At 44.1% G+C, this 13508-nt stretch carries 10 protein-coding genes; 5 read left to right on the forward strand and 5 right to left on the reverse strand.

Annotated features, from left to right (window positions below; genetic code table 11):
* Window positions 1–69: 69 nt before the first annotated feature.
* The 4 genes from prpC to H5300_RS02400 form a co-directional block, all read right to left on the reverse strand.
* On the reverse strand, window positions 70–1272 hold the full coding sequence (gene prpC / locus H5300_RS02385) for a 2-methylcitrate synthase (protein ID WP_182795337.1): 1203 nt from the start codon (window positions 1270–1272) through the stop codon (window positions 70–72).
* A gap of 146 nt (window positions 1273–1418) precedes the next feature.
* A complete protein-coding gene (gene prpB / locus H5300_RS02390) occupies window positions 1419–2315 on the reverse strand; it encodes a methylisocitrate lyase (RefSeq protein WP_061025490.1) in 897 nt (298 codons plus the stop codon).
* A gap of 100 nt (window positions 2316–2415) precedes the next feature.
* Window positions 2416–3135 (reverse strand): GntR family transcriptional regulator, encoded by a 720-nt coding sequence (locus tag H5300_RS02395; protein WP_017071741.1) that lies wholly within the window; start codon window positions 3133–3135, stop codon window positions 2416–2418.
* Between the two features lie 380 nt (window positions 3136–3515).
* Window positions 3516–4637, reverse strand: coding sequence for a multidrug effflux MFS transporter (locus tag H5300_RS02400; RefSeq protein WP_182795338.1), 1122 nt, complete (start codon window positions 4635–4637; stop codon window positions 3516–3518).
* 97 nt (window positions 4638–4734) lie between these two features.
* Here H5300_RS02400 and H5300_RS02405 point away from each other — a divergent pair, with 97 nt between their 5' ends.
* Window positions 4735–5499 carry a helix-turn-helix domain-containing protein gene (locus H5300_RS02405; protein WP_182795339.1) on the forward strand — a complete coding sequence of 255 codons (765 nt, stop codon included), beginning with the start codon at window positions 4735–4737 and terminating at the stop codon, window positions 5497–5499.
* A 31-nt stretch (window positions 5500–5530) separates the two neighbouring features.
* On the opposite strand, the gene H5300_RS02410 is transcribed toward H5300_RS02405, so the two are convergent.
* The gene (locus tag H5300_RS02410) at window positions 5531–8701 is read right to left on the reverse strand and encodes an HD domain-containing phosphohydrolase (RefSeq protein WP_182795340.1); all 3171 of its coding nucleotides are present in this window, start codon (window positions 8699–8701) and stop codon (window positions 5531–5533) included.
* A 449-nt stretch (window positions 8702–9150) separates the two neighbouring features.
* Here H5300_RS02410 and H5300_RS02415 point away from each other — a divergent pair, with 449 nt between their 5' ends.
* From H5300_RS02415 to H5300_RS02430, 4 genes are all read left to right on the forward strand, one after another.
* Window positions 9151–10122 carry a tripartite tricarboxylate transporter substrate binding protein gene (locus H5300_RS02415; RefSeq protein WP_009846588.1) on the forward strand — a complete coding sequence of 324 codons (972 nt, stop codon included), beginning with the start codon at window positions 9151–9153 and terminating at the stop codon, window positions 10120–10122.
* Window positions 10123–10367: 245 nt separating this feature from the next.
* Window positions 10368–10868: a tripartite tricarboxylate transporter TctB family protein gene (locus H5300_RS02420; RefSeq protein WP_004733594.1), complete on the forward strand. Its 501-nt coding sequence runs from the start codon at window positions 10368–10370 to the stop codon at window positions 10866–10868.
* Window positions 10869–10878: 10 nt separating this feature from the next.
* Complete coding sequence (locus H5300_RS02425) at window positions 10879–12399, forward strand: tripartite tricarboxylate transporter permease (RefSeq protein ID WP_004733593.1); 1521 nt, start codon at window positions 10879–10881, stop codon at window positions 12397–12399.
* A 191-nt stretch (window positions 12400–12590) separates the two neighbouring features.
* A complete protein-coding gene (locus tag H5300_RS02430; protein ID WP_102442482.1) occupies window positions 12591–13349 on the forward strand; it encodes a sulfite exporter TauE/SafE family protein in 759 nt (252 codons plus the stop codon).
* Window positions 13350–13508 lie beyond the last annotated feature (159 nt).

Raw genomic sequence — 13508 nt, forward strand, 5'->3', positions numbered from 1 at the left:
TGGTTCTCGAGGCCTTATCACATGAAGAGAAAAGTCACCTCGAGATATAAGTCGGCTCGATATAGAGAACTAACGTAAATGGATTGGTAGCCAGTCTTGATGCTCTGGCCCGGTGTAGTCTGCACTTGGACGAATAATTCGATTGTTTTCTCTTTGCTCGAATACGTGTGCCGTCCAACCCGTAAGGCGGCTCATCACGAAGATAGGAGTAAACAATTTGGTTGGGATGTCCATGAAGTGATAAGCCGATGCATGGAAGAAGTCAGCATTACAGAACAAGCCTTTCTCGCGCTTCATTACCGCTTCAACACGTTCTGAAACGGCGTAAAGCTGTTGATCTCCCACCTCTTGAGCTAGCTCTTTTGACCAACGCTTGATTAGAGCATTTCGCGGGTCGCTTTCACGATAAATGGCATGACCGAAGCCCATGATTTTGTCTTTGTTAGCAAGCATCTGCATGATGTTAGTTTCTGCTTCATCAGCGGTTTGCCAATCTTGGATCATTTCCATCGCCGCTTCATTCGCACCGCCATGTAAAGGACCTCTCAACGTACCAATCGCTGCGGTGACACAAGAGTGTATATCTGACAGTGTGGATGCACACACACGAGCGGCAAAGGTTGAAGCATTAAACTCATGTTCCGCGTAAAGGGTTAGCGAGCAGTGCATCACCTTCTTATGAAGTTCACTAGGTGTTTTATCCGTTAGCATTTTCAAGAAGTAGCCACCCAGACAGGCTTCACTTTGATCTTCAGTATCAATTCGCACGCCATCATGGCTAAAGCGGTACCAATAACAAATAATGGCAGGGAAAAGCGCGAGCATTCGTTCAGTCGCGGGCAGTTGCTCAGAAAAATCAGACTCTTGCTCTAGATTACCTAGCATTGAACAGCCCGTTCTCATCACATCCATTGGATGAGCGTCTGCTGGGATAAGCTCTAGTGCTGCTTTCAAAGGTTGAGGCAAGCCGCGCAGACCAACCAACAATATTTTGTAATCATCGAGCTCTTTTTCAGTGGGTAAGTGACCTCTTAGTAGCAGATGCGCCACTTCTTCGAACTGAGCATGATTAGCAAGGTCGGTTATATCATAGCCACGGTAGGTCAAACCCGTTCCTGACTGGCCTACCGTACATAGCGCCGTAGTTCCCGCACTTTGGCCACGTAGACCAGCACCACCGATTGCAGGTGCACTTGCTGTTTTTGCGCTTTGTTGTGGGTTTTCTATTGAAGCCTTATCGACAGCTGCTTTATCACTCAAAGATACAGACATGGTGAACTCCTTTTCTGTGTTAGCCGCCTGCACTCTTTGGTGCTGCCTGTTTATGTGTCCGGTGATCTTTATCATCGGTACTGGATATGGCGACTAACCATTTCACGTTATTGGATTAAGTTGATTTTTGATTAATTGAAACTGGGTTATCCTTCGCTTGAAAACAACTGATCAAGCTTGTTCTCGTAGTCGTGGTAATTAAGGTGTTCGTAAAGCTCTTTACGGGTTTGCATTGAATCCAACAAAGCTTCTTGATTGCCTTCAACTAACAAGTGCTTGTAAACATTCTCCGCCGCTTTGTTCATCGCGCGGAATGCACTCAGTGGATAAAGCACCATATCGACACTTGATTGGGCCAACTCGTTACAGTTATAGAGCGGTGTTTGGCCAAACTCAGTGATGTTGGCCAAAATAGGCACGTGTTTACCCGTTGCTGATTTCAGCGCTGCCGAGAACTTCACGTATTGATCGAGTTGATTCATCGCCTCAGGGAAAATCATGTCAGCGCCCGCTTCAACACACGCAATCGCTCGTTCAATCGCACTGTCTATTCCTTCAACCGCCAATGCATCCGTACGAGCCATAATCACAAAGCTTTCGTCGGTTCTAGCATCAGTTGCAGCCTTAACTCTATCGACCATCTCTTGCTGACTTACAATCGCTTTATTTGGTCGATGACCACAGCGTTTCTGAGCGACTTGGTCTTCCATGTGGACTGCTGCTGCGCCTGCCTTCTCCATAGCGCGAATCGTACGTGCAATATTGAATGCGCCACCAAATCCCGTATCGATATCTACCAGCAATGGCAGATCACACGCGTTGGTAATACGTTCAACATCCACCAACACATCGTTCAATGTCGTAATACCTAAATCAGGCAAACCATAAGACGCATTGGCGATGCCTCCACCCGACAAATAGATCGCCTGATGCCCCAAGTTCTTTGCCATCATCGCGCAATACGGATTCACCGTACCCACGATCTGCAATGGGTCGTTGTCTTGCACAGCTTGTCGGAACTTTGCTCCTGCTGATAACTTCATAATGACGCTCCCTGTTAATTGTTTATTTCTAGCTAATCTTTAAGATTTACAGCTTTTGGTTATCGCCAGCACTGATCCGCTGACAGATTCCAATGGTCGCTTAATCAAGATCTTTGGATTGAATTTGTTGTTCTATAAGCAATCGACTACCCGAGATGTGTCGTCGCATTAGCATTTCTGCTAGCTCTTCATCGCGATTACGAATCGCTTGTAGGATGTATTTGTGTTCATCGAGCGCCTCTTTTGGTCGAGACTGAGCCCTAGGCGATTGATAGCGGTACATGCGTAATAGGTGATAAAGCTCATCACACAGCAGCGAAATGAGTTTGCTGTTACGACTCGCTTTGATAATGCGGTAATGGAAATCGAAATCCCCATGTTGATGAAAGTAAGAAGAACCTTCGACTTCATCGATGTGCTTTGAGTGTGTCGACAATAATCCTTCAAGCCCGATAAGCTCTTCTTGTGTGATATGTCGCGCTGCTAGGCGAGCCGCCATGCCTTCCAATGCCTCTCGCACCGCGTAAAGCTCTAGCAGTTTGTCTGCAGAAAAAGTAATAACTCGAGCGCCGACATGAGGAATTCGCTCAATAAGCCCTAGCCCTTCCACACGCATTATAGCTTCACGTAATGGACCTCGACTTACCTCGAAGCGTTTAGCCAGTTCAGGCTCCGAGATCTTACTGCCCGGTGCTAATTCACCGTTAACAATCGCCTCAACGAGGTACTCAGTCAGATTTTCCGACTTGGTGTTTTCTTTGTCGCTCACACGTGTTTTCGTGTTTGCACTTAAGGTGAGATCTTTTATCGCAGTATTCATATTCACGCTGCTCACTTCTGATTGCCGACCCTAACTGTCAACAATTTCATAACATGAACATAAAATACACGATCGAATTGTCGACAATCAAGTAGATTGTCGACAATTTAGACTAAGGTAGTATTTTTTATAGACGAGAAAGTTTGTTAGAAAACACGAAAATAATGACTTAACCAACTGTTAATAAATGAATTAACCTAGGATAGGCTCAACAAACCCTTACTTACCCTACAATTATTAGAAACCGATGTGTCGACAACTTGCCATCCACCTTTTAGAGATAGTATTCATTTCTACTCATCAGCGATTTAAACCCAAAAAAAAGAGAAGCAATGATCGCCTCTCTTTATTATTCACAAGGTTAACACTCTCAAAATAAGTTAATCACGAGACATCAACATGGTGCTTGCCAATAACGACATTCCTATTAGCACAACCCCTAAGTTACCAATCTCACCAGCAAGTCCTAGTCCCCCACCAATTAAACAGTAATACAACAATCCTAGAACCGCCCCTGCCGTGCCTGCTTGCTGTTTATAATTGACCAACGCCGTACTGAATATATTAGGACTTGCCATACCAAACCCTACAACCACAGCAGCCATTCCTAGTAGAAACCAAAGGCTGTCTTGGTAAAAGTACACCTGAACAGCCCCAATAAAGCTGATTAACACCGCGATCTGAATGAGTCGTTGGGAACCCCATTCTTTTACTAGCAATCGTTTATTCATCGAGCTTCCTAAAACAGATGCTGTTGCTAATATCACGCCACTGTAACCAAATTCAATGGAACTTAAGCCAAACTGGCTGAACATAAATGGCGCTAAGGAATAATAGCTAAACATCATGACATTAAAGCAAGCCACAAGAATCGCACTTTTCCAAATATCCCTATCTTTTAGCATTACCGTGAAAATACCAATAAAGCTGACTGTTTTAGTGTCAGCAGGTTTCGTTTCGGGTAAAGAAAAGGCCGATACGATCAGCAATATAAAAGCCATGACAAGCAGTAAACTGAACACCACTAAGTGTCCAAAATATTCAGCAATCAATCCTCCTGACATTAAACCAACAACAGGGCTAATTGATACTGCAACAATTGCTAGCGAAAACACTTTCCCTAGCTCTTTGCCTTCATAGCTATCTCGCAATATTGTTTGACCAATAACTGAGCCTACCGCCGCCCCAAAAGCTGAAACAACCCGCGCAATCATGACCATATCAAATTGAGCTGCCGTGATGGCTAACAGGCAACCAACGCCATAAGTAAACAAACCACACAACATCGCTTTTCTGCGGCCAATAAGATCAGAAACTCGCCCCCAAAAAACAACACCCACAGCAAAAGCAATAAAGTAAATCGACAAGGTTTGACTTGCACTTGCCATTGACACACCAAAATAATCAACTAAGTGCGGCAATACTGGGCTGTATATAGTTTCAACAATTTGGGGGAACATCAGCAGAATGATGATCAGTCCCATATGGGGTTTTTTATTCATATTATTCTCTTCTAAAACTGGAATAGAGAAGTATATGGATTTCATTTGTGTTCAAATATCAACAGTAGAACAACAAACATCAAAATAAGGACAAATCATGTTGATCGATGACAACACACCTTTTTATGTTGATGGAATGCCCTATCCCTTTGTCGGCATTGCCGCCCAAGTCGGCAGGCACGATTCTTGTATGCATACACACAACCGTGCACAATTGTTATTTGCACCACACGGTTGCATCAGTATTACCCTCGACGGAATGCATTGTGTGTTGCCGCCCACCAAAGTAGCCTGGATACCCGCGGGAATTGAGCATTGTGCAACCATGACCAATGTCGTTGCCTACCGCTCGCTTTATTTTGATCCTCTTCACATTAAAAACTTGCCTGAAGAGTTAAGTATTCTTAACGTCACACCACTACTAAAGGAATTGATCGAACGAATGGCTTTTTGGGATTGGGATAAACCTAGTGAAGAGCAACAAAACACTTTGGCGTTGTGTTGCGAGGAACTTTCTTACGCAGAAAAGAATGAGCTAACGCTGCCTTTACCCAAAGATAAACGATTAGCGTTGTGGTTAGAAAAAGTAAAACTAGGAACACAGTTACCTCAACCACTCAATGAAATGGCCAAGCATATTGGAGCAAGCAGCAAGACCGTTAGCCGATTATTCATCAAAGAAACGGGGATGCCTTACCAAGCTTGGCGTCAACAATGGAGGCTGTTAAGTGCCATTGAGCAATTGTCAGAAAAAAAGAGTGTCTCTGTTGTTGCCCACGAATTAGAGTTCTCCAGTGACAATGCGTTTATTCATTTCTTTAAGCAACACACCGGAGAAACCCCCACTCACTACATGAAGTGAGGTCAACAGCCATTCATGCTTTCTGGCAAAGTTAAGCAGCGACGCTTTCAACTACATATTTTGATAGGTCTACATGATCGATCTGTTCCGGTTTTAAATACGTTTCGGCATAACGGATATGTGTCCCGCTAGTTAGAAACAACCTAAACAGTTCTATATCGAGATGCTCGTCCAACGCCATTTTGTACATGATGTCGACAGCAACACTGATTGGCTTCGCTTTCTTGTACGGCCTATCCGCAGCAGTTAGCGCCTCAAAAATATCCGATATCACGAGAATACGTTCTGGAATTGAAAGATCATCGCCAGTTAACCTCCTTGGATACCCAGTGCCTTTGAGTGTTTCATGGTGCGTCGAAGCATAGCGAGGAACACGGCTTAGTTCTTTCGGGAATGGCAGGTTCTCAAGCATCTTAATCGTGCCAAGCATATGCTCATTTATCTTGAATCGGTCTTCAGCAGTTAACGTGCCACGTGCAATGCTCAGATTGTAGACTTCGCCTAAGTTGTATAGGTGCTCCGGCACATCCATTTTGATTTGATATTTCGGGTCGAACTCTAACGGCCTATCTCTTTTCACTATATGTTCAGGCTTATCACTTAACAGCTGCTCTGTCGCTGGCAAGCTTGAACTCGATTCTCGATTCAAGGCTTCTATCGGCGATAGACCAAGTTGGTCATCAAAATTACGCATCCAAGTCGTCTCAGCGATCGAACGAATACGAGCAACTTTGTCGTCACTCATGAACTCACCACCAACGTTCGACGTAGCGATAAAGGCAAAGTCATCTTGTAGCTGCTGCTTCGTTGCCGTAAGTTCATCGGCTATCAGTTGCGTTGATAGCGTACCATCAAGTTGTTTTCTCAAAGCGGTGATTTCCGCATCACGCCAAAGTACTTCAAATCGAGTTCTCACCTCGTGGATTCGGTTGTAGTTCGCTTCTAACTTCGTACCTTTATCGACGATGTGTTCCGGTGTCGTGATCTTGCCACAATCATGAAGCCAAGCCGCAATTCTAAACTCACGGCGTTCGTCATCATTTTTAAACTCAAAGTCTTTGAAGTGCTCAGACTGCGATTGTTCCGCCGCGTCAGCCAGCATCAAGCCGAGTTCTGGTACACGATTACAATGCCCTGCCGTATAAGCGGACTTATCATCGATCGCTTGAGCGATGAGCTTGATAAACGACTCAACAAACGCCTCTTGCATCTGTTCATGTCGTTTAATCTCCATAGCCATATCTTTTACAGCAACAGATAATTCCCACACTTCTTTGATTCGAGTATCAAGAATTGTCACGTTGTCATAATCACGCAGCTTAACCTTATGAGTCTCTTCCTCTAATTGGCGAATTGGATGCACTATCGGCGCACCAAAAACCCAAGCAATAGGCAACGTCAAACTCATCAGTAACACCGTTACACCAACAGAGGTTGCTAGACGTTTATTGACTGTACTGAAGACTTCAGATTCGGGAATCAATACCGCAAAATACTCAGAGTAGTGTTCGCCCGTGTCTATTTTCTTTAAATAGAGATGCTTGATCTCGCCATTCAACTCTACCCTTACCATACTGCCTTCAACCGTTGCTTCCTTAGTCAAATCATAAAGTTCAGTATAAGGAACCGTCGTATTCGTATTAAAGCCGGTATCATGCAGCCACTTTTTCGCTAAGGCATCAAGTTGTTCACCACTTAACTTACTGATAGCTTGATCAATGATTGGGAGCAATTGTTTATGCTTGCTCTGCAGCACCAAATGGAATTGGTTTGAGTAGTTCTGTTTTAGATCTTCTAGAGTCCCATTGACAACAAGGCCTGGCTGGAAAAACCTATCTAATGCAAACGAGAGTACGGGTTCTGCTTCTAAGAAAGCAAAGTTCTCTTCGCTTTCAATTGAATTAAATGCAGACTCTAGGTTTTCAAATTCAACTAAATCAATGTTCGGAAAATCCTCTCTCAACTTAGGAATAATTGACCACCCAGATAAAATGGCAACTTTTTTACCCTCAAGCTCGGCATAATTAGTGACAACCTTCGCGCCGACCCTTGTCACGATAGAAAATGGCAATTCATAAATTGGAGTCGTGTATAGGCCATCTATGCCATTATTTTTATAATGTTGAACCGATTGCAGGCCATCAATACTTCCTTCTTGAAACTTACTGACAAGCTCGCCCCAAGAGAAACCATTAACAAATTCAAACCTGATCCCTGTCATCTCACCAATCATTTTAAGAAGGTCTATCGCATAGCCGTTTGGTTTTCCCGCCACTGAAAAGTCCATCGGCCCCCAATCATTTTGATTAGACACTAACAGCGGAGGGGTATCGTTAATCAAGGCTTGCTGCTCAGACGATAGCATCAATGTTGATACATCAAACTCCGATTCCTGATTGTTAACCTTGAGGTTAGACGCAATAATATTACCCGATTTCGAATATAAGAAAGACTCAACCTTACTGTCTTCTGCTAAGCCAAGCGCCGTACCTGATAGTTTGCTAGCTAAAGAAGACAACACAATATCAATACCAATCACATGTTGAACTTCAGATTCGATTTTCGAATCAAACGCTAAAGAATAAGTTTGCCCGGTAATTTGTAAATGCTGGAAAAGATATGGCTGAGTTTTTTCGACCGACTGAACATTGGCAGAAACATACCAAGGCCTGGTTGTTGGAAGGTAGTTGCTCTGCTCCGTAGTTGAGTTTCTTAGCGTAAACTCTTGGTCAAAATATTTCGTCGTACGGACGCGCTTCTCCCCTATATTATGAATCTCAACCACAACCCAACGGTCCGTTTGTTGTGCACCGATTTTTTCTCTAACGACAGGGGCAGATTCTAGATTAATTATTTGGAAGAAGTTTTCATTAGATGAGCCAATGTAAATACTATAAAAGAGAGGGTTATCTTTAATTGCTTCTGAAAGAATACTACGCGACTCTTCTTTCGATATTTTGTTACTTATAGAACGTTTCACTGAAGAAAGTAAACGCGCGGTATTGGCTGCGTCAGAATCAACCGCGCCGATATAGTTACTCAGCTCTTGGGACACCATCGTCAACTTTGATAGGGTATTCTCAGTCGCCATTTTTTTACTGAAGTAATATTGCAGTGAAACCGCAACAACAGCGGTAAGAAATGTCGCGAGTAAAAACATTCCTCCAACAGTAAATCGTAACGAAATTTTTTTGTCTGTCATTATTCGATCCTTGAATAACCACTAGCTCAGAAATGTAACGTGCCAGCTATAATCATATTATTACAGTAGCACTGCACACCTAGCAACATATTATTCTATATATTAAAGAGCGCCTCTCCATATCACTCTTTGTGTCGCAATAAGTACCCTCTTTAATGATACACAGCAGTATAAAGCGACCAACAGTCAAAAAATTGTTCACATAAACTCAAGAAAAACCTAGTTATTATTGCTAGAAGAATCCTACAGCCACCTCCCCGTGAACTTTATGAACAATATTAATCCAATGTTCTTTATTCTCAATATCGCCGCATTACAGACATTTCGTTAACACACCGTTAACTTTAACGTCATCTACTAAGCAATATCCTACTCATCTGTTTAGTAGCTGGAAATAAAACATAAGTTTCTCTCCATTGAAGAGATCCCCTACATAAGGAACGTGAACCATGTTCAAGGCACTGAAACCTACTCTTGCGGCTTCTATTATCGCAGCAACCTTTTCTTTCAACACTTTTGCTGCTGACGTAGAAAAAATCCACTTCCTAATCCCTGGCGGCGCTGGTGGCGGTTGGGATATGACAGCTCGTGGTACGGGTGATGTATTGGTGAAATCAGACATCGTAGAAAATGTCTCTTTCCAAAACCTTTCTGGTGGTGGTGGCGGTAAAGCGATTGCTCACCTAATCGAAACGGCTCAACGCCAAGAAGACACGCTAATGGTGAACTCAACGCCTATCGTTGTTCGTTCACTAACGGGGATCTTCCCACAATCTTTCCGTGACCTAACTCCTGTAGCAGCAACCATTGCCGATTACGGTGCAATCGTCGCGTCTGCGGATTCTAAGTACAACACTTGGGAAGACGTCGTTAAAGAGTTCGAAAGCAACCCACGTAAAGTGAAAATTGCTGGTGGCTCAGCTCGTGGCAGCATGGACCACCTTGTGGTTGCGGCAGCGTTCAAAGGCGAAGGTTTTGATGCTAAAAAAGTGCGTTACATTGCCTACGATGCTGGCGGTAAAGCGATGGCAGCACTGCTTTCTGGCGAAACACAGCTGCTTTCTACTGGCCTTGGTGAAGTGCTAGAGATGTCTAAATCTGGCCAAGTAAAAGTGCTTGCTGTGACGGCGCCAAAGCGTCTTGACGCTGCACCTAACATCCCAACACTGACTGAGTACGGCAACGAAACCGTATTCGCTAACTGGCGTGGTTTCTTTGCGGCACCTGGCACAAGCCAAGCGAAGATCGACGAGTGGAATGTAGCACTTGGCAAAATGTACAAAACCGATGAGTGGCAAGTGGTTCGTGACCGTAACGGTTGGATCGACAACTACAAAGCTGACAAAGATTTTTACGCCTTCCTAGAAGATCAAGAAAAACAGATGGGCGACCTAATGCGTGAGCTTGGTTTCTTGAAATAACCAACAACCATAGAGGGCCTATGTGCCCTCTTACTCTTTCCTTGTTTCGCCGTGCATGAGTTAACTTCAAACTCCTTTGTTTATTCGTAGACGTATTACTAACGCTTGCCGATTCGTTGTAAACGCAAGTGGCTGATAAACCAGTACCGTAATTCGCTTACCTTTGGTTAGTGATCCCAGACATTTCATTAACTCGCTCATGTACGGCTTTTTTACTTTTTATACCACCCCAAATGGAGTTGGATATGTCGGACTTACCAACCAAATTTCTGAGTAAGGAATCTTTGCTTTCGAAGGATCGCATCGGAGCCATGCTCTTTATGCTTGCGTGTTTATGCTATGGCTACCAAACCACGCTGATTCCTTTGTTCCCCGGTGACGAGTACGAACCCTTCACAGCAAGAACCTTACCTATCCTGCTAACGTTTATCGGCATTGGCCTTTCGTTGATCCTGCTTATAACCGGACAGCCAGATAAAAAAGTCACATGCGACACTACGCCATTGAACTGGAAACTGCTTATTGGCTTCTTGGTGTTAATGGCTCTGTACGGTGTTGGGCTGACTTATCTTGGCTTTGTTTTAGCAACCAGCTTCTTCTTACTTGCAGGCTTTTACCTACTGGGTGAGCGCCGCAAAGCTGTCTTATTTGGCGCGTCGTTTCCTTTCGTTATCGCGTTCTTTCTTTTATTAACTCAAGGCTTAGATATCTACCTAGAGCCTGGTTTAATCTTCACTCTTTGGTAGGGATAACATTATGTTAGACGGAATTTTACAAGGACTTTCGACCGCCGTGATGCCAATGAACATCATGATGGTAATTGTTGGCTGCTTTGTTGGTACCTTTATTGGGATGCTACCGGGACTCGGTCCAATTTCAGCAATCGCGTTGATGATCCCGATTACATACGGCCTAGACCCTTCTTCTGGCCTAATCTTGATGGCTGGTGTGTACTACGGCGCTGTATTTGGTGGCTCGACGTCATCAATATTAATCAACGCTCCAGGTTGTTCTTCAACGGTAGTAACCGCATTCGATGGCTACCCGATGGCACAAAAAGGCCAAGCGGGTAAAGCACTTGCACTCGCGGCTTACTCTTCTTTCACTGGTGGCACACTTTCGGCAATCATGCTTTTGATTGCGGCTCCGGCTTTAGCCAGCGTGTCATTGAGCTTCCAGTCTTCAGACTACTTCGCATTGATGTTGTTAGGTTTATCGGCAGTAGCGGCGTTTGCGGGCCCAGGTCAGGTAATCAAGGCATGGATGATGACCATTCTTGGTTTGATGCTGTCTACTGTTGGCATCGACAAAGGCGTTGGTGTTGAGCGTTTCACGTTTGGTCTAACAGACCTGATGGATGGCTTTAGTTTCCTACTTCTTGCTATGGCAACCTTCGCTTTAGGTGAGACTTTAATGGGTATTTTGAAACCGGAGAAAGACACTAGCGGCGAAGAAAGCCAAAAGATGGCTGATATTGGTAGCATGAAAATTACCAAAGAAGAGTTCAAAGAAGTGGCGCCAGTTTCGATTCGCTCTTCTATTCTCGGTTTCTTTACCGGTGTTCTACCGGGCGCAGGAGCCACTATTGCGGCATTCCTAAGTTACGGTATGGAACGTAGCCTTGCGCCAAAAGACAAACAGAAAGAGTTTGGTAAAGGCAGTATTCGTGGTCTTGTTGCTCCTGAATCTGCAAACAACGCAGCTTCGAGTGGTTCATTCGTTCCGCTACTGACGCTTGGGATTCCCGGCTCTGGTACTACCGCAATCATGCTTGGCGCCCTAATCGCATACGGTATTCAGCCGGGCCCTCGCTTGTTCGTTGAACACCCAGATGTATTTTGGTCAGTAATTATCTCGATGTACTTTGGTAACATCGTACTGGTTATCTTGAATCTGCCTTTAATCCCTTACATCTCTAAACTGCTCGCGGTACCAAGAACGGTACTACTGCCAATGATTATCTTCTTCTCAATCACAGGCGTGTACTTGGTGTCTTTCAACACGATGGATGTTTTTGTAATGCTCATTGTTGCTATGGTTGCGATTGCGCTGAGGTTAGCTAACTTCCCACTTGCCCCATTACTCCTAGGTTTTATCCTTGGTGGATTAATGGAAGAGAACCTACGACGTGCATTGATGATCAGCGATGGCGAGCTGAGCTTCCTATGGGAACGACCAATCACGATGACGTTCACTATTCTGGCTGTGCTGGTACTATCTAGCCCAATCTTAGTCAAACTATTTAGAAGCTTTAAATCGAAACCAGTAGAAGTGTAAAACTCTACCAATTCAACGAAACCTCAACGAAAGGAGCCATTGGCTCCTTTTTTCAATTAGGTGCTCAATTTGAACCAACGGTTAAAGATGGTAGCAAACTCACAAACCTACCTTTACAACACACATGACACTGATATTCGTAACGAAATCAAGTAAGGTAAACGATCATTTAACGCATTGGATTCAAAACTATGGATTGGTTGATTCTATTCTTATCGGGAGTGATTGGCGGTGTACTTAATTCAATTGCGGGTGGCGGTAGCTTCATCACCTTCCCTGCGCTCTTGTTCGCTGGAGTTCCACCAATTGCAGCCAACGCGACCAATACCTTTGCTTCATGCGCTGGCTACATTAGCGGAGCCTACGCGCTACGCCACGAAATTCAATCTGGTACTAAGCAGCTAAAACTGACCATTGGTTTGTGTGTAATTGGTGGTGGCATCGGAGCATTTCTACTGCTGCACACACCAGAAGCCCTGTTCACTCAATCCGTTCCTTGGCTACTGCTATTTGCTGCTTTGCTTTTCACGTTTGGTGGCACTCTCAATAAATGGCTTAAGCAAGCAACAGCAAAACATAAGCACGCCACCAGCGCAGGGGTATTCTTTTCAGCTGTATTGCTTTTGATCGTGTGTATCTATGGTGGTTACTTTAACGCAGGTTTGGGGATAGTAACGTTGAGTTACTTAGCTCTGGCTGGTTACACCAACATCAACGTAATGAATGGCATCAAACTGCTCGTGTCTGCGTGTGCATCACTCGCGGCAATCGTGTTCTTTGTTGTGAATGGTTCGATTGATTGGCCGTCAGGCATGGCCGTTTTGTTTGGGACATTGGTTGGTGGTTATTATTCAGCAAAAATCTCTCGCCGCATCCCTCAACAATATGTTCGTACCACAGTGATCATCGCGAGCTTTTTGATCACCGCTTACTTTTTCTATGCTAATTAGACGTTCGGTTTAATAAGGCTTGCAACTGGAAAGATAAAGCAAAAAGACTCCACCCTTCTCATACCGATTTCGCTATTTTATTGCTTATAAAATAGCCAAAGCAAAATGTGTGAGGCGAGTCCTTCAATTAGCAAATTTGATAACAATTTAGACTGTTTT

The sequence above is a fragment of the Vibrio sp. SG41-7 genome, from assembly GCF_014164465.1.
GTDB classification, from domain to species: Bacteria; Pseudomonadota; Gammaproteobacteria; order Enterobacterales; family Vibrionaceae; genus Vibrio; species Vibrio splendidus.